Below are 23963 nucleotides of genomic sequence, written 5' to 3'. Positions count from 1 at the left end.
GAAAAAAAGGAATTTCTGGAATGTTTCCAATCGAGCGGCCTTCCATGGCCTTCAAGGGCTTTGCCATCATGGCGTTTTTAATAGTGATCCTGGCCGGGATCAAGGCGGCGAGCCCCATAGTGGTGCCCTTTGTGCTGTCGGTGTTTATTGCGGTGATCTGTAATCCCGTCATTGTTTACCTGATGCGCTTTCGGGTCCCCAAGTGGTTGGCGGTCATGCTACTGATGCTGGTGATAGTGTTGGCGGGCTTGTGGCTGGCAACCCTGGTGGGCAGTTCGGTAAACGAGTTTTCCAAGCAATTGCCCCATTACCGGGGGCAACTGGTGCAGCAATTTGCCTGGGTGCTGGAAAAGTTGCAGGCTTTGAATGTGCAGATCTCCAAGGATCAGGTGCTGGCCTATTTTGACCCCGGCATGGCCTTGTCCATGACCACCAACATGCTCTCCGGCGTGGGCAATGTGATGGCCAATTTGTTCCTGATTATCCTGACCATAGTTTTTATGCTGTTCGAGGCCCAGCAGTTGCCGAAGAAGTTGCACCTGGCGCTGGACGATCCGGATATGCGCCTCAAGCAAATCGACCGTTTCCTGCAGTCGGTCAATGAATACATGGTGATAAAGACCCTGGTCAGCCTGGCCACAGGTGCCGTGGTGGGTATAGGCCTGTCGCTTATCGGTGTGGATTACGCCCTGCTGTGGGGCGTCATCGCTTTCCTGTTCAATTACATTCCCAATATAGGCTCGATTATTGCCGCCATTCCGGCTATTCTCCTCGCCTTTATTCAGCTGGGCCCCGGCGCGGCCGGCGGTACGGCGCTGCTGTACCTGGGTACCAACATGGTGATGGGCAATGTCATTGAACCCAGATTCATGGGGCGTGGCCTGGGCCTGTCGACCCTGGTGGTGTTCCTGTCTTTGATCTTCTGGGGCTGGCTGCTGGGCTCGGTCGGTATGTTGTTATCCGTGCCCCTGACCATGATTGTCAAGATAGCGCTGGAGTCCAGTTCCAGCGGTAACTGGCTGGCGATTTTGCTGGCAGATCAGGTTGATGACAAGCATGTAGCGCCCAAGGTTGAGGCCCCATCGAAAGAGCAGTAACAGCATGGATTTATTCGTTGAATTTTTGCAGCAGGTAGAGTTCCCCGCAGACAGCGGCCGTATGTTCCATGGCCGCGGTGGCCTGTATCCCGGTGTCGAACACCTGTGTCTGGACTGGTATGAGCCGGTATTGCTGCTGACCAGCTTCAGCGAACTGGGTGAAACCGAGCTTGCTCTTTATCAGCGGGCCATCAGCGAATTCTGGCTCCGTCATGGCAGATCTGGAGAGCCTAATCTGGTCTATCAGTTGCGTGCCGGTGTCGACAGCCAAACCCTTATCCTCAGCGGCGCCGTGCCCGAGCCCCATAATATCACTGAGCAGGGGCTTAAATTTCAGGTGCACCTGCTCAGGGGCCAGAACCATGGACTCTTCCTCGATATGCGCGCCGGTCGTCAGTGGGTGAGGGAACAGGCGGCGGGCAAAAACGTGCTTAATCTCTTTGCCTATACCTGTGGGTTTTCGGTGGCGGCGCTCGCCGGTGGTGCCGATAACGTGGTGAATATGGACATGGCTAAAGGGGCGCTTGCCATAGGCAAACAGAACCATTTGCTCAATGGTTTTGCCGCCGGGGCTCGTTTTCTTGGCCATGACATTTTCAAGTCCTGGGGCAAGCTCAGCAAATTGGGGCCTTATGATCTCATCATTGCCGATCCGCCGAGCAACCAGAAGGGCAGCTTTATTGCCACCAAGGATTATGTGCGCCTGCTCAGGCGTTTGCCCGAGTTGCTGACGCCGGGCGGCGACTTGTTGCTGTGCCTCAACGCACCGGAATTGGGGTGTGATTTTTTGGCAGCCCAGGTGCAGGAAGTCGCGCCCCAACTGGAGTTTATTGAGCGCCTCGCCAATCCGGCCATCTATGCCGACATGGACGAGCAGAAATCCCTCAAGGTGTTAAGGTACAGCTTACCCGCAGAACAATAAGCCAAGGCTGGCGGCGGGCGGCCACCACTCTTGGTTTACTGGCCCAATGCTTGCGCCGGGCCATTAAATTCTGGTGAATGCAGGAAGGGTCAGTTGCCGAGTCGCTCCGGCATGGTGGATTGGCCATGGGTTTCCAGCCAGCTGGCTATCCGTGAGGTATCGCCATCCAAGGTGGCCATTTCGGCAAACAACCTGTCCTGCACATCCAGAGGGATGTGCATGTGTTCCATAAACAGACGGATCCCTAAAGTATCCCCATGGAGCATGAGGTTGGCGAGCCTGCCGGCTTCATATTCAATCAGCGCATTCATAGTACAGTCTCCTGCTGTTGATGCTTTAACAAATAGCACCAGCCAAACCGGCTCCCTATAACATTTTCTTGTAACCAGCAAGCGCTAATACTTTTGACTGCTAACAAGTCGGATAAAGGCGAATTTTGAGGTGGCAGCATGAAAGACTTTCAGTTTTATGGAGCTGAAATCGGCTGATTTCGGCATTTAAACTTTCAACTCGAAACATTTCTGAAAGTTTTCTGTAATTCTTCTTTGTAATTGTAGGGGGCGTGCTGGTATACTCCGCAACCATGAAATCCCGTTCTCACCGAATGGATTTCTCCAGGATACGATGTCTGCAAAGAATAGACCGACCTGTGTACCCGACCTCAACCAATCCGGAGCCAGTTATGGATATGCATGATTACGAAAGCGCCTACTACCAGGTACAGGATGAAGTGATTGCTTCTCTGCCTGTGAAACATGACGAAGAAGCGTTTTTGGACTAACGGATTGTGCTGTCCAAGGACAGCTGGACCATAAAAAAGCGCCCCGGTCGGGGCGCTTTTTTTTATCTTGGGTTTTGCAGCACTGCAAAACGCTCCGGCAGCGGTTAGCCGTTTACAATCCGTTTTTCTTTCATGACTTCAACAATGATCCATTCATTGCCGCGCTTGTGCAGCCTCAGGGTTCTGTCGTCTATCCAGGGCTCTCCGGCCTTGATGCCCTTGAGCTTGACTATCACAGTGACGTCCTTGGTGAATTTGCGGAAAAAGTCGATGTCAATTTCATCAATTTCCATCTCCACATCCGTCATCGACAGATTCAACATATGGCGTTGAACCGAGGCGGCGATGTAATAGTGCCGCAACACTTCCTTGAGTGGTGCATCCACAAACTGGGTGGCTTTTTCCACGTCCCGGTCCACATAGATGGCACGGAAAAAGCCCAGTGAAACCTGTTCCGGGGTCAGGTTGGTAGCAGAGTCGTCCTGTTGGCGGCATCCGCTTAACAAGAGTAAAGCAATCAGAATGATACGTAACATCGGCGCCATGGGGTCTGATCTTTTGGAATGGGATCCAGTATCCCGATTTTTCGCCCCAGGGACAAGCATTGCCATAACTGCCTGCTTAAGTCTTGCTCTGGTGGGGATATCGTGTCATATATAAAAAGATAACCTGGCATGGTTATCCACAGAATCTGTGGAAAACTGTGTTGAAGACTCGGGGTGAATTAGTTAAGTTGCTGAATTAAGTGGCTTATTGTTGCTGTTCAAAAAGTGACGCTATCTGCACCATCTGCTGCTGGGGTCCTGAAAATAGACCCCGGAAGCATAAAAAAGCACTGCCAAGGCAGTGCTTTTTTCGTTTTCGGACCGCAAACCCGCGCGAGCTTAATCTTCTGCTGTGCCCTGGTTTTGGGTGGCCTGAATGGCGGTCAGGGCTATGGTGTAGACTATATCGTCCACCAGAGCGCCCCGGGACAGGTCATTCACCGGCTTGCGCATACCCTGCAGCATGGGGCCGATACTGATGAGATCGGCGCTGCGCTGTACCGCCTTGTAGGTGGTATTACCCGTGTTCAGATCCGGGAACACAAACACGGTTGCCTTACCGGCCACCGGACTGTCGGGGGCCTTGGAGCGGGCCACGTTCGGCATGACCGCCGCGTCGTATTGCAGCGGGCCGTCGATGACCAGGTCGGGCCGTTTCTGTTTGGCGATACGGGTCGCTTCACGCACCTTGTCCACGTCTGAACCCGTGCCCGAGTCACCTGTGGAGTAACTTATCATCGCCACCCTGGGCTCAATGCCAAAGGCCTTGGCCGATTCTGCCGATTGGATGGCGATGTCCGCCAACTGCTCGGCATCGGGATCCGGGTTAATGGCGCAGTCACCGTAGACCAGCACCTGATCCGGCATCAGCATAAAGAAGATGGAAGACACCAGACTGGAACCGGGGGCGGTTTTAATCAGCTGCAGCGGCGGCCTGATGGTATTGGCCGTGGTATGCACGGCGCCCGAGACTATGCCGTCGACTTCGTCTTCGGCCAGCATCATGGTACCGAGCACCATATTGTCTTCCAGTTGTTCGCGGGCAACCACTTCGGTCAGGCCCTTGTGGCGCCTCAGATCCAGCATGGGCTCCACATAGCGCTCGCGCACCTCGTCGGGATCCACTATCACCACATCTTCACCCAGCACCACTTCCTGCTGGGCGGCAATGCGTTGGATTTCCTCCGGCTTGCCGAGCAGCACACAGCGGGCGATACCGCGCTCGGCGCAGATCGCGGCGGCCTTGATGGTGCGCGGCTCATCGCCTTCGGGCAGCACCACGGTTTTCTTGGCGGCGCGGGCCAGCTCGGTGAGCTTGTAGCGGAATGCCGGCGGTGACAGCCTGTGTTCCCGCGGCGAGTGTTCAGTGACGCTCTCAATCCAGCTTTGATCTATGTGACCGGCCACGTATTCCTGCACCAGTTCGATGCGCACCGCATCATCCACCGGCACTTCGTGGTCGAAGCGTTGGATATTGAGCGAGGTTTGCCAGGTATTGGTGTCCACCAAAAATACCGGCAGGCCGGTTTCGAAGGCTTGCTCACAGAGTTTCAGCACTTCGGGCTCGGGTGTATAGGAGCCGGTCAGCAGCAGGGCGCCGATTTTGACCCCGTTCATGGCCGCAAGGCAGGCGGACACTATCACGTCCGATCTGTCCCCCGAGGTTACCAGCAGGGAGTCGGCACGGAAGTGTTGCAGCATGTTGGGGATGGAGCGGGCGCAGAAGGTCACCTTGCGCAGGCGGCGGCTGTTCATTTCACCGGCGTTGAGGATCCTGGCGCGCAAATGCTTGGCCAGATCCGAAGCCCGTGGTGATACCAGGTCGAGGTTATAGGGCACGCTGCCGAGGATACGCAGTGGGCTCTTGCCCGGCAGTTGGAACATGGCCTTGGTGTCGCTGCGCTGGTTTTCCTGGTGGTCAAACACCTCCGACAGATCAGGGCGGGCGCGACCTTCGTCGTCCACCGGTGCGCCAATCTTGTTGATAATGGCGCCGATAAGGCGTTTGTTCTTGTTACCGCCCCAGGACTTGAAGGCGATTTCTAGACGGTTTTTCAGTCCATTGGCGCTGTCGTTGCCCGGGGTGGCGACAAAGATCACGTCCGCATCCAGGGCCTTGGCGATGGCATAGTTAAGGTCATCGGCGAAGGTGTGGCTGCGGGTTGGCACCAGGCCTTCGATGATCAGGGTTTCGGTATTGCTGGCGCACTCGGCCGCCCGGGCAATGATCTGCTCCATCAGCACATCGGTCTGATCGGTTCGGACCAGTGCCTCGGCATGGCTCATCTCAAAGGGTTCCAGCGGATTGACGGTCGGTGATTTGGCCAGAATAGTGGTAGAACGCTCGGGACCGTGATCGTGGGGGCGCAGCTGGCTGATGGGTTTGAAGAATTGCACCTTGACGCCGTGGCGTTCCAGGGCGCGCACCATGCCCAGGCTGAGGGAGGTCAGGCCAACGCCCGTGCCTATGGGAACCAACATGATGTTGCGGGACATAAAGTACCTCTGTCTTTTACTGTACCTGGGGTGTTGCTGTGGCAGTTCTCACCGCCGTGTATTAATTGGGGCCGCCATTGGGCGGCCCGGCTGACGTCAGTTGTTGCCCACCAGACGCAGCGAGTCTTCGGCAATCACCCACTCTTCGTTGGTGGGGATAACCATAGCGATGGGGCTGCCATCGGCGGTGATAAGCCCGCGGTTACCGAAACGGGCTGCCTGGTTGCGCTCGCTATCGACCCTGAAGTTAAAAATTTGCAGCAGGTTGAGCACTTTTTCGCGAATGAGGTCAGAATTTTCGCCAATGCCGCCGGTAAAGATCAGCGCATCCAGACGTCCCAGAGGCACGGTATAGGAGGCGATGTACTTGGCCAGGCGATAGCAGAAAATCTCCAGCGCCAGGGTCGCCCCCTTGTGGCCCTTGGCATAACCTTCCTCAATGCCGCGGCAGTCGTTGGTCAGCTCGGAGATGCCGAGCAGACCGCTTTGCTTATTCAACAGGGAGTTGACCTCATCCAGGGTGTAACCCAGTTGCTGCACCAGATGGAAGATGATGGAGGGGTCAAGATCGCCGCAGCGGGTACCCATCACCAGCCCTTCCAGCGGTGTCATGCCCATGGAGGTATCGACGCTCTTGCCACCCTTGACCGCGGTCACCGAGGCGCCGTTGCCCAGGTGGGCGCAAATCACATTGGTGTCCTCAGGGGCCTTGCCGAGCAACTTGGCGGCCTCGCGGCTGACATACAAATGACTGGTGCCGTGCATGCCGTAGCGGCGAATGCCGTGCTCGCGGTACAGCTTGTAGGGCAGGGCATAGATATAGGCCTCGGGCGGCATGCTCTGGTGGAAGGCGGTATCAAATACGGCCACCTGGGGCAGGTTTGGGAAAGACGCCATGGCGGCACGGATGCCGATAAGGTGGGCAGGATTATGCAACGGCGCCAGGGAGGCGCAGTCTTCAATGCCCTTGATCACCGCCTCATCAATCAATACCGAATCGGTAAAACGCTCGCCGCCGTGGACCACCCTGTGGCCTATGGCCTTGAGCTGGGCCTGCAGTTCCGGCGCCTGGGCCAGAATGTTACGCACGATAAACTCCACCGCCTCACGGTGGGCACTGAAGGCGCCGAGGGCGGCTTCCTGCTTGTTACCCGCCAGTTTCCACTTGATTCGGGCATTTTCCAGGCCAAAGCATTCGGCCAGGCCAGAGAGTTTCTCATCGCCGCTGACCGCGTCCAGAATGGCAAACTTCAGCGAAGAGCTGCCGCAATTGAGTACCAAAACCAGTTTATCGGACATGTAATAACCTTTTGAAGCAATTGAATCTAGTTTGTTCCCGCCTGCGGCGGGGCCTGAATGACCGGTTCACTGACCGGTCGGGCTGTTACCTTGGCCTCCGGCTGTGCTAAGGTAAAAGCGTATGTCTTATGCAGCAGGTACCCGGGTCGATGTTTTCCTTGTTCACCACCTTGAGAGATGGCCGCGCTTATATGAAAACCTGGCCCATGGTCAGGCAGCTGGGCTATTTCTTTCCCGAATACCGGGTGGTAAAGGCGACCTCGCTGGCCATCAAATGGATGCCTGCGCTGGCGCTGCCTGCCGCCGCCAGTCAGCTCTATCTGCACGGCTGGGACTTTTTGCCCCAGGCCATCACCATAGCGCTGTTTTTCATCAGCCTGCCGCTGCAGGGCCTGCTGTGGCTTGGCAAACGCGCCCGTCATCCCTTGCCGCTGTCCCTGCTCAGTTGGGGTAATCAACTGGGAGAGAAGCTGAACGCCATGGGCGTTGATTGCACTCTCCTCGGAGCCAAGGCCTGTTATCTGGACATGGCCCGCCTGCTGAAGATAGCCTTTGAGCGCCTCGATGCAAGTTACTGGGACGCGCTTTAAGCCTCAGTAACTGGCGTTAATCCCTCTGCTGACAAATACCGCCTTGATTTTTTCCATGGTCTCCCGTGATGGTGGCCTGATGTCCTTCAACGGATAATCCTCGCCCAGGGCCTCCCATTTGTGGCGCCCCAACTCGTGGTAGGGCAGTAACTCCACTTTTTCCACATTGGCCATGGGCCCGACAAATTCCGCCAGGCGGATGGCGCTGTCTTCATCGTCGGTAAAGCCGTCCACCACCACGTAGCGGATCCAGGTGAGCTGACCCCGTTTGGCCAGGTAGTCGGCAAATTGCAGTGTTCGCTGATTGCTGACCGAGGTCAGATCCTGATGGCGCTTGTCATCCATCTGCTTGATGTCCAGCAGCACCAGATCCGTGTTGTCCAGCAGTTCGTCGATCACTGGGCTGTACTTGCGCACAAAGCCGTTGGTGTCGAGACAGGTGTGGATCCCTTCCCGGCGACAGGCCTTGAACAGTTCGGCCACGAAGGGCGCCTGCAGTATGGCTTCCCCCCCGCTGGCGGTGACGCCACCGCCGCTGGCCTCAAGGAAGGGTCGGTAGCTTTGGATTTGCGCCATCAGCTCATCAACCCCAACTTCGCGGCCGCCGTGGAGATCCCAGGTGTCGCGGTTGTGACAGTACTGGCAGCGCATCAGGCAACCCTGCATAAACACGATAAAGCGTATGCCGGGGCCATCCACCGTGCCGAAGGATTCCACCGAATGGATCCTGCCTGTAACTGTCATTGCCTCTCCTGAAAACTGACCGGCAGATAGTGGGAATTGAAGACCCATCTGAACATAGGGGCTGAAGAACAAGGAGCGCATTGTCCTTCAGCCTCGGTTGCATTACCAGTCCCTGAACTACATACCTTTGGTAAAGGTGCGGGCGATCACATCCTGTTGCTGCTCCGGCGTCAGGGCGTTGAAGCGAACCGCATAGCCCGACACCCTGATGGTCAGTTGCGGGTATTTTTCCGGATGCGCTATGGCATCTTCCAGCATCTCGCGATTCATCACGTTGACGTTGAGATGCTGACCACCCTCACGTACCGGACTGTGACGGAAATAGCCGTCCATCAGCGCCGCCAGGTTACGGCGTCTGGCGCCATCCTCTTTGCCCAGCGCGTTCGGCACTATGGAGAAGGTATAGGAAATACCGTCCTGGGCGTGGGCGAAGGGCAGCTTGGCCACCGAAGTCAGGGAGGCAATAGCGCCTTTCTCGTCACGACCGTGCATGGGGTTGGCACCGGGGGCAAAGGGGGCGCCGGCGCGGCGGCCGTCCGGGGTGTTGCCGGTTTTCTTGCCATACACCACATTGGAGGTGATGGTCAGAATAGACTGGGTCGGAATGGCATTGCGGTACATCTTCTTGTTGCGGATCTTGCCCATAAAGCGCTCGACCAGTTCGCAGGCGATGTCGTCTACCCTGGCATCGTTGTTGCCGAATTTGGGGTAGTCCCCTTCGATGTCGAAGTCCACGGCAATGCCATTTTCATCACGTACCGGTTTCACTTTGGCGTACTTGATGGCCGACAGCGAGTCGGCGGCAATGGACAGGCCGGCGATACCGCAGGCCATGGTGCGGCGCACGTCGCGGTCGTGCAGCGCCATCAGCGCCGCTTCATAGGAATACTTGTCGTGCATGAAGTGAATGGCGTTCAGGGCGCTGACGTACTGGGTTGCCAGCCATTCCATAACTTCATCCAGTCGGCCCATGACCTCGTCATAGTCCAGTACCTCACCCTTGATGGGTTCGGCCTTGGGAGCCACCTGAATTTTCAGCTTTTCGTCGATACCGCCGTTGATGGCATAGAGCATGGTCTTGGCCAGGTTGGCGCGGGCGCCGAAGAACTGCATGTGCTTGCCAACCACCATGGGGCTGACGCAGCAGGCGATGGCATAGTCGTCGGACTCAAAATCCGGACGCATCAGGTCATCGTTTTCATACTGGATAGAGCTGGTGTCAATGGAGACCTTGGCGCAGAAGTGCTTGAAGTTTTCCGGCAGTTTCTCGGACCAGAGTACGGTAATGTTGGGCTCTGGGCTGGGACCCATGTTGTACAGGGTGTGCAGGAATCGGAAGCTGGACTTGGTCACCAGGGTGCGGCCGTCAAGGCCCATACCGGCCACGGACTCTGTGGCCCAAATGGGATCGCCGGAGAACAGTTCGTCATATTCCGGGGTCCGCAGGAAGCGCACCATGCGCAGCTTCATTACGAAGTGGTCGATCATCTCCTGGGCTTGCTGCTCATTGATCAGGCCACGCTTGAGATCACGTTCGATATAGATGTCGAGGAAGCTGGAGGTGCGGCCCAGCGACATGGCGGCGCCGTTCTGGCTCTTGATGGCGGCCAGGTAGCCGAAATAGGTCCATTGGATGGCTTCGCGGGCATTGGTGGCGGGGCCGGAAATATCGCAGCCGTACTTGGCCGCCATTTGTTTCATTTGTCCCAGGGCGCGGTGCTGCTCGGCGATTTCTTCCCGCAGTTGCATGGTGGTCTGCAGATCCTCACCGGTTTCGAAGGCCTGCTGCAGCGATTCAAACTGCGTGAGTTTGTCGGCCATCAGGAAGTCGATGCCGTAAAGGGCGATGCGGCGATAGTCGCCTATGATGCGGCCGCGACCGTAAGCATCAGGCAGGCCGGTCAGCACCCCTGACTTACGGCAGGCCATGATTTCCGGGGTATAGATGTCAAAGACACCCTGGTTGTGGGTCTTGCGCAGTTCGCTGTAGACATACTTGATTTCTGGATCCAGCTCACGGCCATAGGCGGCGCAGGAGCTTTCCACCATGCGAATGCCACCATTGGGCAGCATGGCGCGTTTAAGTGGTGCATCGGTTTGCAGGCCCACTATGGTTTCCAGTGACTTTTCGATATAACCGGCATCATGGGAGACGATAGTGGAAACCTTGTCGGTATCGAAGTCCACCGGTGCATGGGTGCGGTTTTCCTGCTTGATGCCTTCCATCACCTTGGCCCACAGTGTCGTGGTGGCCTCTGTGGGGCCGGCGAGGAAGCTGTCATCCCCCTCATAGGGACTGTAGTTGCGCTGGATAAAGTCGCGCACCTTAACTTCTGAGCTCCATTCTCCGGGAATGAAACCTTCCCAGGCCTTGGCAAACTGCATTTGTTTGTCTGTCATATCGGGCTACCTTCTCATTTACCTGGCTCTGTGCTGCCTGGCCAGGTGTAAGTTTTACAATTCTGTCCTCTGACGTGCCCCGATTGTTGGGCTTGCCCCGGCCACTTGTTCTGAATTCACTGTAGCGGAAAAGTGTGGCAATTATGGGCTTGAGTCAGTTTATTTTTTAAAATGGTAATACCAATTGTCCATGGTGATAGTAGCACGACTGCGAACAACTGACATCTGCTTATCAGGCTTTCATCTTGTCTGAGTGTGAATTTTGCTGGCAGCTTAACATTTTTATCTTTCAGGCTTGGATTGGGAGCGGCGAAACTTTGCGCTGGCAGCAGTTTTACTGCCGGGGTTGGTCCGCCAGTCTTCTGCAATGAATACAAGGTGAGCGATTTAAGATTGGTAAGACCAATTTACATTAGTGTGCTCGACTTCAAAGAAATGCACTTGGGGTTGTGATGGCGGTCACGCTTTGGCGGGCCCTCTCTGTCCAGTCATTTTCAGGGCGGGATAATGCCTGCGAACCGGGGCACATCAAGGTTTATGTGTGAAGGCAATCAACAGCAAGCAGCAGTGAGCAGGCAATGACGACAAAGCAGGCAGTGGCAAGCAAAGCGCCGATGGCAGCCAATCAAGAGGTCGGGATATTTCATGGTCCAGAACAGAATGATGCGCCGCAACGCGGCACAGGGGCGTCGACGGCAAATCAACAGCCAAACCCGGCGCCAATGGGTCTGGTGGCACAGGCAGAGCAGTACGGCGCCGGAAAAGTTGCCAAATCCGCCACAGCGCTGACGGGGCTGGGGGTGTTTGCCGGCATCTTTATCTCCATTGCCTTTGTGTTTTACCTGACGGTCACCACGGGCGCCGGGGCTGCCCCCTGGGGCCTGGTACGCCTGGTTGGCGGCATTGCCTTCAGTCTGGGATTGATTTTGGTGGTGGTCAGTGGCGGAGAACTGTTCACCAGTTCGGTACTCACCAGCGTCGCCTGGGCCGCTAAGCGTATCAATACCGCCCAGATGCTCACTTGCTGGGGCCGGGTGTTTGGTGGTAATGCCCTGGGGGCTGGGTTTATGGTGGCGCTTGTCATGGGCGCCGGACTGTATCAATTGGATGGCGGCCAGTGGGGACTCGGTGCCTTGAAACTGGCGCAGCACAAGCTACACCACAGCTGGAGCCAGGCCTTTTGCCTTGGGGTCTTGTGTAACATGCTGGTATGCCTTGGGGTGTGGATGACCTTTGCCTGCCGCGATACCCTGAGTAAGGCCTTGCTGCTGGTGTTGCCCGTGGCCATGTTTGTCAGCAGCGGCTTTGAGCACAGCATTGCCAACCTGTTTATGGTGCCTTTGGGGATTGCCATTCACAGTTTTGCCGGCAGTGAGTTTTTCAGCGTCATAGGTGTTGATCCTGCAACCTTTGCCGACCTGACCTTAAGTAACTTCATCCTGCATAATCTCATCCCCGTAACCTTGGGCAACATTGTCGGCGGCGCCTTGGTGGTTGGTCTGGGCTACTGGTGGATTGAGCAAAACACTGACCACTGAGGTGAGATTAAGTGGATGCAAACGCCCGGCCTTGACCGGGCGTTTTTCTGAACTCCTGGATCCAATATCAACATTCGGGAACGCAGCTGTTCCCTTGGCTTTCGGGCAGAGGTGTATCGCCATTCAAGGGAGTGACTTTGATTCTGTATTGCACCGCGGGGAAGTAGCTGCCCATTTCTTCGGCGTGCCACCAGTCTCCGGTCTTCGCATGTTCTTGCCGGGAGGTGAAGCGATATTCGAAAAGCCGGGCGCGCACCATTTTAGGCGCTTCACCCTCGAAGGGATTGTGTTGCAGCAGCGCCAACACTTCGGGGCTGTTGAACAAAAGCCGCAGTATCAGCATACGAAACCAGGGCGGCGGATAGTCGCTGTCCAGTGCCGCAAACCACAGCTGCCAGTCGAGTCTGGGTTGGAAAGGGATGTTCCACTGCGGTGGCCGCGTGGTGTCCCCGGGTTTGTAGGGCAGGCCATAGGCTTGCCAGTGTTCTCCGTCCGTCGAACCCTCGATAAGGATTTCGGGGCGGGTTGTGGTCATTACCGCAAAGACACCGTAGGGACTGGCAAGCTGCCAGGGTCTGAGGAGGCTCTGTAACGTCAGCATGCCCTGTGGGGTAAGCCCCAGGCCTATGGCTATTTGCATCAGTCCCAATGCACCGAGAAACCATCCCGCCAGGTAACGCCCTCCCTTAAGCCAGATTGGCCGTGTTTCCCTCGGCGAAGCCTCAGCCCCCGGCGCGTCTTCTTGCAAAGTATTGTCCCCTGTGGCGCTGCTTTGTCTGCCAAACCCCAACTTCGTCGGAACGCTGGAGAGCAGACTTTTCAGCGCCCTGTCGTCAAACAGGGAAAGACACAGCACCAGGGTCAGAAGGTTGAAGAAGTTGTAGTTGCCGGTCAGCAGTATGCCGAGTTGCAGCAGAATTATGCCCCAGGCGGCGAGGTGCCGCGGACGTCTGCCAAGGAAAATAAACCAGGGCAACAGCAGCTCTATGACCAATACCAAGGCCGTGCAGGCCTGCAGACTCCAAGCAGGCAATTGCTCGGCATACCAGGCAAGCGGTGTTGGCAGTGGTTGGGTGTGCAGATGATATTGCAGCGCCGTGAGATTGCGCCAGCTGGGATCGCCGCTGAACAATTTGACTGCACCCGACATCAGAATGAAGCGAAACAGCAGCAGGCGTAACAGCCAGATCCCAAGGCTCCTGCGATGATACTCAGTACCTTGTGTGGCCCGTTGCCTGGACAAAGGTTTGGAAAAAAATGGATTGGAAAACGGTTCGAGAAACAGTGCCAACAGTCCGGTTTCCAGCAGCAGGAGATCCCATTGGAAAGACATGAAGACCTGACCGCCGTACAGCAGTGACAGGTACAAGAGATACAGCAGTATGAGGCATGCTCTGGATAGGATATTAAAAAACAGCAGCAGGCTCAGTGCTATGCCGGACAGGGTTACGGCCCGGATAGCACCATCCGTATTTACCCACCAGAAGAGGGTCGGCATGCGCCAATAACCCTGGGGTCCGAGATACTCCCGGCTGGCGTCAATAAAGTCCGCCAGGGGCAGTAGGCCGTTATGGCCTATAAGACCAGGTGCCTGCCAGTGGAAAGATGCAAAGGCACAAAGGTATATCAGTGCCAGCAAACGCAGAAACAGCCAGCTTGTCAGGCGATAGTCACCCGGATACAAGTGCTCCCCCAGCAGCAGTTTCTGCAGTGAAAAACACAAGCCCCTGTGGTTTGCCACCCAGTCGTAGACAGCTTCGCTGCAGCGCCCCACGCCGGGCAGATGCAAATAGGCCCAGGCATAGAAGCCCTTGCCCGGTATGCGTTTAAGTAGCTGGCAGGCGGCCGCGGCGCCCCGATATTGCCGCCCCTGCTCATCGAAGAAATACATGTGTTTGGCAAAGGCGGCACTGTCCAACTGCTGATACGGCTCGGTCTGGCGGCCCTGGGCTGGCTCTTGGGGAACGATTTCCTGGAAGGGAAGAAAGTACACGCACGCCCCCGTCTGGCGAGACCAGTAGTCTACCCAGCGTTGACAGAAGCGGCAGTCGCCGTCGTAGATGAGCAGGGGAAGGGCATTCATAGCGCAAATATAGATCAGAAATGAAAAGGGGCGGCGCTGTTTATCAAATCCAACCGGGACCACTGGTGATGAGGTGGCTGGGTTATCCCCGCTCCCTTTGACTCGTGGGAATTGGGTTCATTTGGGCCGGGCATGATTTTGGTTTATATTGCCTGCCCACATGCTAAAGCCACCGTTTCCTGCGAGAACTGCCTTAATGACGACCGCAACATCCACGGGCAAAAAGCCCCTTGCCATGCCCGATACCCTGGTGCTTATCTTCTTTGTGGCCCTGTTTGCCGCCGCCCTGACCTATTTGGTGCCTACGGGGGCCTTTGATACCCAGGAAGTGCATTTCAGCCAGAATGGCGAGACCAAGAGCCGCACAGTGGTGGATCCGGGCTCTTTCCGCTATGACCTGGACGAGGACGGGGAACCCAGGCTGGCACCTGTGGCCCTGTTTGATGCTTCCGGTCGCGGTTTGCTGAACTTCATGTTCGAGGGACTGGTGTCCGGGGACAAGTGGGGCAGTGCGGTCGGCGTCATCATGTTTATGCTGGTGATAGGTGGCTCCTTTGGTGTGGTGATGGCTACGGGCACGGTGGATAACGCCATCCTGCGCCTTATTGCACACACCCAGGGGCGGGAGCAACTCTTTATCCCCTTGTTGTTCGGTTTGTTTTCCTTGGGCGGCGCAGTGTTCGGTATGGGGGAGGAGGCCATCGCCTTTGCCATTATTCTCTGCCCACTAATGATACGTCTGGGCTACGACGGCATTACCACTGTGATGGTGACCTATGTGGCCACCCAGGTGGGTTTCGGTGCCAGTTGGATGAACCCCTTCAGCGTCGCTATAGCCCAGGGGATCGCCGGCATTCCCGTGCTGTCGGGTGCCCTGGTGCGCATGCCCATGTGGTTCGGCTTCACCCTGCTGGGCACCCTGTTCACCATGCACTACGCCAAGCGCATCAAGCGGGATCCCACGCTGTCTTACAGCTACGCCACCGATGCCCATTTCCGTGATGCCCAGAGTGACCAGGACCATAAGGGGCGATTTAATCTCGGTGATACCCTGGTGCTGCTGACGCTATTGGCAACCATGGTATGGGTGATTTGGGGTGTGTTGGTCAAGGCCTGGTTTATCCCTGAAATTGCCAGTCAGTTCTTTACCATGGGGCTGGTGACAGGGTTAATTGCCTGCATTTTTGGGCTTAACGGCATGACCCCAAGCCTGGTTGCCAGACAGTTCAAACAGGGGGCCGCCACCATGCTGGAGCCCTGTTTGCTGGTGGGAGGTGCGGCCGGGGTGCTTATTATGCTTGGCAACGGCGGTCCTACTCAGCCGAGTGTGCTCAACACCATTTTGGCGGCAGCGGGTGAACTCATTGGACAGCTGCCAACTGCGCTGTCGGCCTGGTTTATGCTGTTGTTCCAATCGGTATTCAATTTCTTTGTGACTTCGGGATCGGGACAGGCAGCCCTGACCATGCCCCTAATGGCACCCTTGTCCGACATAGTCGGTGTCAGCCGTCAGGTGGCCGTGCTTGCGTTTCAGTTGGGGGATGGTTTTACCAATGTGATAGTGCCGACCTCGGCGTCCCTGATGGCCACCCTGGGTGTGTGCCGGGTGGAATTCGGTGCCTGGCTGAGATTCATCTGGCGCTTTCTGGTGCTGTTAATGGTCGCGGCGAGCCTGATGGTGCTGGGTTGCCATTATCTTGGGTTTGTCTGACAGCTTAGTGCGAAATAAAAACGGCACCCTGGGGTGCCGTTTTAGTTTAATTAATCTGCTATCAGAACTTCACTTCACCTTCGATGAACCATTCACGGCCACGGGCATTGTATACAGACCGTGGGTAGTGAGGCCAGGAGGTATCAGTGGGGTCGAAGTTTGGACCCACATTGAACAGGTTGACCACACCGGCCTTGACTGTGATTGACTCGGTTGCGTGGTAGCTGGTGCTCAGATTCCACTTGGTTTGAGAAGCCACTTCATGGGCACTCTCATCAAATTCCAAACCTTTTTTCTCGGCAGATGCTTTAAATGACTTGTAAGACACTCCGTGCATGCGGGCGGTATGGTACGCACCCAGGGTGGTCTCAAAGTCATCAAAAATCCAGGTCGCGAGCAGGTTGGCACGATACTGTGGCAGGCCGCCATCTTCCAGATCATCATCAATGTCTGCGGTAGGGTCAGTTTGTCCCTCAGACAGCAGGATGTAAGAACCATTGAAGTTCAGCTTCAGCTCACCCATGGCATCCAGATCCCAACCGTAGCCGGCGGTCATATCGATACCACGGACTTTTTGGAATGCCAGGTTTTGAGCCACAGCGTTCACATGGGTAATGGTACCGGTGGCGTCACGGGTGATCATGTCGGCATAGGTGGTGTATTCACGAGCAGCTTTATCTGCGCTGATATCACTCACCATGTCATCCAGCTTCCATTGCCATACGTCGATAGAAGCGTTCAGTGAATCACCACCCCATACAGCGCCAATGTTGGCTGTATAGCCTTTCTCTGCATTCAGGTCTTTGTTGGCACCTGTGGTGGTATCTATGTGCAGCTCATTACAGACGGTGTGGGTGGTGGCATCGGCACTTGGTTTGCCAGGCGTGCCGCCCAGAGCTTCGCACTTCTGGAAGTCGATAACTGTATCAAAGCCTTTGGTGGCATCACCGTAAACCCTGTGCATATCAGGGGCACGGAAAACTTTACCTACAGTTGCGCGGACCAGCAGTTCGTCCATTGGACGGTATTCAAGGGCGATTTGTGGTGTCAAGTTGCCACCGAAATCACTGTATCTGTCGTAACGTACGGCTGTATCTACCACCAATTCTTCGGTAACAGGTACGCGCATTTCAACATAGGAAGCCCAGTACGAGCGATCGCCCTGGCCTGAAGAACCGCCGCGGCTCAGGATGTTGCCTTTCTTGGATTCTGAATCCGTATCGGTTTCATAATCCTGCTTGGTCCATTCGGCACCGAAAGCAAAGTCAACACTGCCGGCTGGCAGGTCGAAAGCAGCACCAGAGATGTTGGCCTGGATGTTCTTTTGGGTCGATTGGGCACGCTCAAACGGTGAATAGGCAATGTTTTCCACATCGGCGGCAGTGATTGGATTCAGCAGTGAACGACCAAATTCACCTTCGGACAGGTAGGCAAACATGCTGCCAGCACTGGCATAGCCGCTGCTGTAGATGTCCAGATTTGTGCGACCGTAGTTTACCGAGGCATCCCAGTTGTACTCGTCGGCAATAACGCCTTCCAGGCCCGCAGTGAAGAAGTAATTGCGGGTATTGGTTTCACCGGCGCGGTTACTGAATTCGTGCAGACGGCGAACGTAATAGTAGTCACCGTCTTCGGCATTGGCAAAATCACCGCCAAGACCAGTGGCCTTGTCAAAGGACTTGGTCAGACTGTCGTCCAGATCCACTCCCAATGTGATCACATCACCGGCAACATTGACCGTATAGTTGTCAATGGCCATAGGCTCAATGCGAGTAGTTGAGCTGGCTTGGGCGTAGTCGAAGCGACCCACGAAGCTCAGATTATCATTGAGCTCGTAATTGTAGTTGGTGGAACTGATGAAACGAGTGCTTTCGGGAGCCAGATCGCGCCATTGAGAGCGATCGAAACCACAGAGGTTCTTTTCAGGGATCCACAGAAATCCTTGGGCTGTACACTCGGCTGCTGGCAAACTGCCGGCTACAGAGTTTCCTTTTGGACCGCCTGCAATACGAGCACCATAAGAGCTGTACGCGGCAAATGGGCTATAAGGAACCAAATCGGTGTGCACACCAAAAACTTCCCTTTCGGACGCTTTCAGCTCTTCAGTATCGGTGAATTCCATGAAGGTAGATACGTTGGAGCGATCGGAAGAGGCACCCAAAGACAGGGCGATACGGTCAGAAGCGCCGCCACCTTCAGTAGTGTCACCATGGCGATATTTTACTGCGGCGCCTTCAAAATCTTTTTTGAGAATGATGTTAACTACACCACCCACGGCATCAGCACCGTATACGGCAGAAGCACCAGACTGCAGAACTTCAATTCTGGCGACGGCTTCCATTGGCAGGTTAGCAGTGTCAACAAAATTGTCAGTGCCGCCGGCTGGCTTGGGGTATTGGTTCAGGCGCTTACCATTTATCAACGTCAAGGTACGGCTGGCACCGGCGTTACGCAGACTAATGGAAGAGGCTGCAGGAGTGAAACCATGGACAGACTGAGTGGTCATGGCTCCAGTGGTAGAGCTGAGGCTTTCAAGAGCGTCCTGGATATTGGTAAAGCCTTGTTTGGCCATATCTTCAGCGCTCATCACTGTGACAGGAGTGGCGTTCTCCATATCGGTGCGCTTGATGCGGGAACCGGTCACTTCTATGCGTTCTACTTTTACACCTTCTTCGGCAGCGAAAGCAGTCGTTGTTTGGGTGGCAGCAATCGCAGCGCCGCCAATCAGCGCAAAGCGAATGGCTTTGGCCAATGTATTATTGGTTTGCATGTTTTTCTCCCTGACACTTTATTGTGTTTTTATGCGTAATAAATTCGGTTGCTCATGTTTTTTAGCATCAGAATTTATTTCGGGGAAAGATATAAGCACAGGGAAATAACAAGTTCAATACAAGGTAAATTCTTGTAAAAAACAACAAACAATGAGCCTTATGGCAACAATAAATTAAAGAGTGTCAGATGGAAATTTCACACGGATCAATAAATAAGCGGAAATATTACTGCAATGCTTATATTGTATTAAAATGGTTAATGGTGTGTGCTTTCGATTGATATTTATTAGATTTATCTATGTTTAAAGTCTGTGATAGGTAAGCAATTTCGCAACATTTTGTTGTCGGGTAATTATTGGTTTGTTCAGAAACTGAATGCTAAATATACAATGTAAAAAGGTTGTCATTCTGTATAACGAGGTTTTGGTTGTTATTTTTGCTTTGATATATGTTTTCCTCTGACCTATATAACAACATGCCATTTCGTTAATGCTTGATTGAATATTCAGTTTTATTGCGTTTATATCGGGCTTGGACGCATCTTATTAAAATGCCAACTACATGATGAAATCAGTGATAGCTAATTTATGAACTGATAAAGCTTTGAGACTGGTGGAAATGTGTCGGGGTTAGCTGAAGCCATCAGCTGCCGATGGAGCAGATTCTGCGTTTGGGCCATTGCAGATCTTCAGCCTGTCAAACGCCTTTTATGTGGATAAGGTCGGTTGCCGGGTTTTGGCAAACGCAGTTGGAAAGAAATACTTGAAGAAGCAGATACTGACCCAGAGCACGGTCAGACAGGCAATCAGCAGCTCAACCAGTGCCAAATCATGCACAGTCACGCTTAATTCCTTCATGCCGTTGGCACTCATCCAGGCGCTGACCTTGAACAGGGCCGTTGCCCCTATCACCATGGGAAAGGTAAATGCCGCATAGCCCGGACTGAACGGCAGGCGCAATAAGGTTGGAGCCGCCAGGTACACCACAGAGGTCATCAACAGGGCCAGCGGCAGCAGCAGGGCTATCACTATGGGATTGACTTGCTGGGTAATGCTGAGGTAACCGGCCAACGACAGGCTGGCGGGTGCCGCGAGGATGGCAAGTGAGGGCATGGCGGCGGTGGCAAGCGGAGCACACACAATTAAGCGATACAGCATCAAGGGCAGCAGCAGGCCATAGGAAATCAGGCCAAATCCGAGCAACCCCTGGGCGAGCGCCAGGTAGGCACCTGTGGGCATGGCAAATGCCGCGACTATGATGCCCACCGGTGGCACAAACCAACTGGGGGCCATATCTGTCAGTTTAAAGCGGCGGAGCCTGTGGCCGGCAAACAGGGTAAAGAAGCAGATATGTACCAGCACGGCAAAGGTCCACACTCCGGAAGCGACCCGGGGGGCATACTGACCCAGGCAGTTGGACACAGTCATCAATCCCATGGCAAAGGTGGGCAGTACGCTGCCAAGCAGAGGGTGACTCAATTCCTGCCACAATACCCTGGGATGCAACACAAACTTGGCCATCAGCAACAGCAGCAAGGGCGTGGCCAACAGGGCGCCCATTAATTGGGCCTGACCATTGAATCCTGGCCCCAGGTTTTCCAGGCTCCAACCCAAACCGGCGATGGCCAGGGCCAGGCCCCCAAGCGGACTTGGTAGGTGCGCGATTCGGCTGACCAGAGCTGGAATGGAATTCATGGCAGGGTTCCTGAAGCATTAAAGGCTGCCATAGTATGCCCAAGGGGCGATTAAGAAAATTTGATATATCTTAATGGTTGAGTAATTAAAATTTACTGCAGCAATGAAAATGGCCCCGGAAGCAGAGCATCCGGGGCCATGGGCGTTTGACCGGCAAGGGAACCCGGTTAGCCCAGGGCGTAGCCGCCGTTCACGTGGGCCACGTTGTGATAACCCAGGCGTTTGAGCGCCCTGGCGGCCACCAGAGAGCGACTGCCACTGCGACAGATAAGTATCAGCATCCTGTCGTAGTCGGCTGCGTTTTCAGCCACAAAGCCCGCAAGTCGGCTCAGGGGCACATTGATGCAGCGCTCCTGTCTGTGGGACAACTGGTACTCATGGGGCTCGCGGATATCCAGCAGCAAGGCTTCGGGGTCGCGCGCCAGCAAGTCATCCAGGTTCTGACCACGGTATTCCACCACGGACTGGGCCTGTTGGCACTGATCATAGGCACCGCACATCAGCACTTCGCCCACCTGATCTTCAAGGCGGCTATCCAGGTTATCCTTACGCAGGATAAATTCCTCCCGGCTTATCCGGCCAGCCAGCAGCCCGGCAAGCAGCGGGTTTTGTTGGATCTCGGCAGCAAAATTGGTGAAAAAGTCGTTGTGATAGTCATGGGAAGACAGGAGCACAGAGGTTTCGCCCAGCGTCGAGTGCAACTGTTTAAGGCTGTCATACAGCAGGCCGGTATCTGAGCAGGCAAAATTACTGCGTCCCAGGCTGCCGGGCAGCACGGTATCGCCGACGAAGGCAAATTGCTGTGCACCGCCACCATCTTTGAGCAGATAGGCGCGGCTGTCGGCGGTATGCCCCGGCGTATCAAGGCGTATCAGGCTGGCATCGCCAAGGGGCAAGCTGGCGCCTTTATCCTGGGGCCAGCCCAGGTGATCGCAATCGAATTCCAATCCCAGGGCCTGGCACAGGGCAGTGCGGCAGCTTTGATGATCGCCGTGCCCGTGTGTGTCGAGCACCGCCACCACCGGCAACTGCTGACAATTGACAATCTGCAGCAACCTGTCCATCAGCTCCGGCAGGGGATCGACAATCACTGTGGCGCGGCTGCCGGGTTCCACATACAACCAGCAGCAGGCACCATCGGATTTGAGCTGCAGCAGTCCCTGCAAAGGGGCCTTGGTTAGATTGCTGTCGCTGGATTCGGCGCTCAGCAGGCAGGAATGTTGCAACGCACCGGCGGCCGCTTTGATTGCCGCGCAGGCCTCGACCAGTTGCGCTTCCGTCATGGCCGGACCAAAGGACAGGCGAATGGCGGACTCACTTTGCCAACGGGGTAATCCCATGGCATCGAGCACGAAACTGCCGGTGACCTTGGAGCTGCAGGCCGAGCCTGAGCTGACCCTGATATTGGCCGCATCAAACAGGTCCATGATTTCTTTGCTGGAAAATCCGGGGACGGCAAAGTTGAGTGTGGTTGGCACACTGTTTTCCAGGCTGTGGTTGAGCACTATCCTGCCAAACGCCTGTTCCAGCGCGGCGATAAGGCGCAACCGGTATGCGCTCAGGGTGGCTTTATCGGCAAATTGGGTATCCCCCTTGCCGTTGAGCATGTCCAGCACCACTTTCAGCGCGGCCATGGCCGGCAGGTTTTCGGTTCCTGAGCGCAGACCGCCTTCCTGGCCACCGCCGGCAATAAAAGGCGTGAACGGGGCCGACTCGCGGATATAGAGCATGCCTATGCCCTTGGGCGCGTAAAGCTTGTGGCCGCTGAAGGGGGCATAGTCAATGCTGGTGTGGGCCAGGTCCAAATCGATTTTTCCGAGCGCCTGCACGCAATCCACCATCCAAAACACACCTGGATTATGGCTGCGGATGGCATGCTCCAGCGCTTTCAGATCCTGGAACACCCCGGTCTCGTTGTTCACCGCCATGGTACAGATCATCAGGGCATCGGCGGCCTTGTCGGCGATAAAGGCCAGATCCAGTCGTCCTTCTTTGTCCACAGGGATCGCCATGACTTCGGCATTGAGCCCCAACACCTGATTCCAATGTTTCAGGGATTCGGGCACCGCCTTGTGTTCGGTCGCGCCATAGAGCAGCAGTCCTCCCGCCGCACCACCCTGATTTCGTGCGGCCACCAGGGCCGAGAGTATGGCGGTTTGAATGCCTTCGGTGGCGCCGCTGGTGAACACCAGGCGACCGTTGCCACTGCCCAGGCATTGTTTGGCTGCTTTGCGGGTGTCTTCCATCAGGGCTTTGGCCTGCAGTCCGGTGATGTGACTGCTGCTGGGATTACCGTACATATCCTGCATCGCCAACATGGCGGCCTGCGCGGCTTGTGGCAGTACCTGAGTGGTGGCATTGGCATCAAGATAGATGGCTTGGGGGCGAGACGTCATGGGGAAAAAACCTTCTTATTATTATTAGGAATAACTTATGCAAAACGACATGCTAGCAGTTTTTTTCGGCATTACAAGAGGGGAGATTTTATCCGGCGTCATTGAATGGTTTGGCCGAAAAGAGTATGTTGTTGGGCCAATTTGGAAGGGGTCATTGCCCTTTGCCCCTTGGGGCGGGACAAGTCACTGTTACAGTGCCTTTGTAAGGAAGATTCTCATGTCAGGCTCGCAGTCATATGTTGGACGCCAGACCAGTCGCAGCGACGGTCACGCCAGACGCGCCGCCATTCTGGAGGCTACCCTGGCGCTGATTGCCAGCGATGGTATCCGCGGTGTCAGACACAGGGCCGTTGCCAACATGGCCGGGGTGCCATTGGCATCAACAACCTACTACTTCAAAGACATCAAGGCGCTCATTCATGATGCGTTGGTGTATTTCGCCGAACGTTCCATGGAGCACAACATTGAGCTCAAGGAGCGTGCCTTTGCCGCCGTCCGCAGCTACACACCTGAGAGTCTGAGAGACAAAAAGAGCCGGGATATGTTGACCAACATTCTTGCCCGGTTGATTTGTGAGCATATTCAGCGTCAGGTGTTCAATATCGAGAACCGGCTGTTACAGCTGGCCTTTCAGGAGGAAGCCCTGCGAAATCCGCAGTTGGCCAAGGTGATGATCCCCATGGATGATGCGGTGCTGGGGTCACTGGAAAGCTTCTTTGCGCAACTGGGCTCCAAAGCGCCCATGAACGAGGCTTGCCAGGTACTGGGGCTGATCCGTTTGCTTGAATATCGCTATTCGGTGCGCCGGGCCCGGGTGGATATGGCCGAATGCGAGACGCTGATCCGCGGTATGTTGGAAGGATTGTTACTGGGGCTGGCACGTTAGCCTTGCAAAC

16 protein-coding genes are annotated in these 23963 nt (G+C 55.4%); 6 read left to right on the top strand and 10 right to left on the bottom strand.

What is annotated here, in order from left to right; all coding sequences use genetic code 11:
- The first annotated feature begins 20 nt into the window (after positions 1 to 20).
- Positions 21 to 1097: an AI-2E family transporter gene (locus tag JYB84_RS10795; RefSeq protein ID WP_207320093.1), complete on the top strand. Its 1077-nt coding sequence runs from the start codon at positions 21 to 23 to the stop codon at positions 1095 to 1097.
- A gap of 4 nt (positions 1098 to 1101) precedes the next feature.
- Complete coding sequence (locus JYB84_RS10790) at positions 1102 to 2019, top strand: class I SAM-dependent methyltransferase (RefSeq protein ID WP_207320092.1); 918 nt, start codon at positions 1102 to 1104, stop codon at positions 2017 to 2019.
- An 89-nt stretch (positions 2020 to 2108) separates the two neighbouring features.
- Here the strand turns inward: JYB84_RS10790 and JYB84_RS10785 are convergent, their stop codons facing one another.
- The 4 genes from JYB84_RS10785 to ackA form a co-directional block, all read right to left on the bottom strand.
- Positions 2109 to 2330: a hypothetical protein gene (locus JYB84_RS10785; RefSeq protein WP_207320091.1), complete on the bottom strand. Its 222-nt coding sequence runs from the start codon at positions 2328 to 2330 to the stop codon at positions 2109 to 2111.
- Positions 2331 to 2904: 574 nt separating this feature from the next.
- Positions 2905 to 3336 (bottom strand): hypothetical protein, encoded by a 432-nt coding sequence (locus JYB84_RS10780; RefSeq protein WP_207323191.1) that lies wholly within the window; start codon positions 3334 to 3336, stop codon positions 2905 to 2907.
- 348 nt (positions 3337 to 3684) lie between these two features.
- Positions 3685 to 5841 (bottom strand): phosphate acetyltransferase, encoded by a 2157-nt coding sequence (gene pta / locus JYB84_RS10775; RefSeq protein WP_207320090.1) that lies wholly within the window; start codon positions 5839 to 5841, stop codon positions 3685 to 3687.
- Between the two features lie 96 nt (positions 5842 to 5937).
- Positions 5938 to 7140, bottom strand: coding sequence for an acetate kinase (ackA, locus tag JYB84_RS10770; protein WP_207320089.1), 1203 nt, complete (start codon positions 7138 to 7140; stop codon positions 5938 to 5940).
- A gap of 149 nt (positions 7141 to 7289) precedes the next feature.
- Here ackA and yfbV point away from each other — a divergent pair, with 149 nt between their 5' ends.
- Positions 7290 to 7730: a terminus macrodomain insulation protein YfbV gene (yfbV, locus tag JYB84_RS10765; RefSeq protein WP_207320088.1), complete on the top strand. Its 441-nt coding sequence runs from the start codon at positions 7290 to 7292 to the stop codon at positions 7728 to 7730.
- A gap of 3 nt (positions 7731 to 7733) precedes the next feature.
- Here yfbV and pflA read toward each other — a convergent pair whose 3' ends face one another.
- Both pflA and pflB read right to left on the bottom strand, forming a co-directional pair.
- Complete coding sequence (gene pflA, locus JYB84_RS10760; RefSeq protein ID WP_207320087.1) at positions 7734 to 8474, bottom strand: pyruvate formate lyase 1-activating protein; 741 nt, start codon at positions 8472 to 8474, stop codon at positions 7734 to 7736.
- Positions 8475 to 8591: 117 nt separating this feature from the next.
- Positions 8592 to 10874, bottom strand: coding sequence for a formate C-acetyltransferase (pflB, locus tag JYB84_RS10755; RefSeq protein ID WP_207320086.1), 2283 nt, complete (start codon positions 10872 to 10874; stop codon positions 8592 to 8594).
- 614 nt (positions 10875 to 11488) lie between these two features.
- On the opposite strand from pflB, the gene focA reads away from it, so the two are divergent.
- Positions 11489 to 12412, top strand: coding sequence for a formate transporter FocA (gene focA / locus JYB84_RS10750; RefSeq protein ID WP_228290760.1), 924 nt, complete (start codon positions 11489 to 11491; stop codon positions 12410 to 12412).
- Between the two features lie 67 nt (positions 12413 to 12479).
- Here the strand turns inward: focA and JYB84_RS10745 are convergent, their stop codons facing one another.
- Positions 12480 to 14495 carry a lipase maturation factor family protein gene (locus JYB84_RS10745; RefSeq protein WP_207320085.1) on the bottom strand — a complete coding sequence of 672 codons (2016 nt, stop codon included), beginning with the start codon at positions 14493 to 14495 and terminating at the stop codon, positions 12480 to 12482.
- Between the two features lie 196 nt (positions 14496 to 14691).
- On the opposite strand from JYB84_RS10745, the gene yfcC reads away from it, so the two are divergent.
- Complete coding sequence (yfcC, locus tag JYB84_RS10740; RefSeq protein ID WP_228290759.1) at positions 14692 to 16206, top strand: putative basic amino acid antiporter YfcC; 1515 nt, start codon at positions 14692 to 14694, stop codon at positions 16204 to 16206.
- 61 nt (positions 16207 to 16267) lie between these two features.
- On the opposite strand, the gene JYB84_RS10735 is transcribed toward yfcC, so the two are convergent.
- The 3 genes from JYB84_RS10735 to JYB84_RS10725 form a co-directional block, all read right to left on the bottom strand.
- Positions 16268 to 18976, bottom strand: coding sequence for a TonB-dependent receptor domain-containing protein (locus JYB84_RS10735; RefSeq protein WP_207320083.1), 2709 nt, complete (start codon positions 18974 to 18976; stop codon positions 16268 to 16270).
- Between the two features lie 708 nt (positions 18977 to 19684).
- Positions 19685 to 20671: a TDT family transporter gene (locus JYB84_RS10730; protein WP_207320082.1), complete on the bottom strand. Its 987-nt coding sequence runs from the start codon at positions 20669 to 20671 to the stop codon at positions 19685 to 19687.
- Between the two features lie 167 nt (positions 20672 to 20838).
- The gene (locus tag JYB84_RS10725; protein WP_207320081.1) at positions 20839 to 23067 is read right to left on the bottom strand and encodes an aminotransferase class V-fold PLP-dependent enzyme; all 2229 of its coding nucleotides are present in this window, start codon (positions 23065 to 23067) and stop codon (positions 20839 to 20841) included.
- A 217-nt stretch (positions 23068 to 23284) separates the two neighbouring features.
- Here JYB84_RS10725 and JYB84_RS10720 point away from each other — a divergent pair, with 217 nt between their 5' ends.
- Positions 23285 to 23953 carry a TetR/AcrR family transcriptional regulator gene (locus JYB84_RS10720; RefSeq protein ID WP_207320080.1) on the top strand — a complete coding sequence of 223 codons (669 nt, stop codon included), beginning with the start codon at positions 23285 to 23287 and terminating at the stop codon, positions 23951 to 23953.
- Positions 23954 to 23963: the final 10 nt, after the last annotated feature.

The organism is Shewanella cyperi (assembly GCF_017354985.1).
GTDB lineage: Bacteria > Pseudomonadota > Gammaproteobacteria > Enterobacterales > Shewanellaceae > Shewanella > Shewanella cyperi.
This window is presented reverse-complemented; position numbering and strand designations above follow the sequence as displayed.

Excerpts from the sequence above, each read along its gene's own strand:
- JYB84_RS10795 (WP_207320093.1), top strand. The coding sequence starts at position 21 with ATGTTTCCAATCGAGCGGCCTTCCATGGCCTTCAAGGGCTTTGCCATC.
- JYB84_RS10790 (WP_207320092.1), top strand. The coding sequence starts at position 1,102 with ATGGATTTATTCGTTGAATTTTTGCAGCAGGTAGAGTTCCCCGCAGAC.
- JYB84_RS10785 (WP_207320091.1), bottom strand. The coding sequence starts at position 2,330 with ATGAATGCGCTGATTGAATATGAAGCCGGCAGGCTCGCCAACCTCATG.
- JYB84_RS10780 (WP_207323191.1), bottom strand. The coding sequence starts at position 3,336 with ATGTTACGTATCATTCTGATTGCTTTACTCTTGTTAAGCGGATGCCGC.
- pta (WP_207320090.1), bottom strand. The coding sequence starts at position 5,841 with ATGTCCCGCAACATCATGTTGGTTCCCATAGGCACGGGCGTTGGCCTG.
- ackA (WP_207320089.1), bottom strand. The coding sequence starts at position 7,140 with ATGTCCGATAAACTGGTTTTGGTACTCAATTGCGGCAGCTCTTCGCTG.
- yfbV (WP_207320088.1), top strand. The coding sequence starts at position 7,290 with ATGTTTTCCTTGTTCACCACCTTGAGAGATGGCCGCGCTTATATGAAA.
- pflA (WP_207320087.1), bottom strand. The coding sequence starts at position 8,474 with ATGACAGTTACAGGCAGGATCCATTCGGTGGAATCCTTCGGCACGGTG.
- pflB (WP_207320086.1), bottom strand. The coding sequence starts at position 10,874 with ATGACAGACAAACAAATGCAGTTTGCCAAGGCCTGGGAAGGTTTCATT.
- focA (WP_228290760.1), top strand. The coding sequence starts at position 11,489 with ATGGCAGCCAATCAAGAGGTCGGGATATTTCATGGTCCAGAACAGAAT.
- JYB84_RS10745 (WP_207320085.1), bottom strand. The coding sequence starts at position 14,495 with ATGAATGCCCTTCCCCTGCTCATCTACGACGGCGACTGCCGCTTCTGT.
- yfcC (WP_228290759.1), top strand. The coding sequence starts at position 14,692 with ATGACGACCGCAACATCCACGGGCAAAAAGCCCCTTGCCATGCCCGAT.
- JYB84_RS10735 (WP_207320083.1), bottom strand. The coding sequence starts at position 18,976 with ATGCAAACCAATAATACATTGGCCAAAGCCATTCGCTTTGCGCTGATT.
- JYB84_RS10730 (WP_207320082.1), bottom strand. The coding sequence starts at position 20,671 with ATGAATTCCATTCCAGCTCTGGTCAGCCGAATCGCGCACCTACCAAGT.
- JYB84_RS10725 (WP_207320081.1), bottom strand. The coding sequence starts at position 23,067 with ATGACGTCTCGCCCCCAAGCCATCTATCTTGATGCCAATGCCACCACT.
- JYB84_RS10720 (WP_207320080.1), top strand. The coding sequence starts at position 23,285 with ATGTCAGGCTCGCAGTCATATGTTGGACGCCAGACCAGTCGCAGCGAC.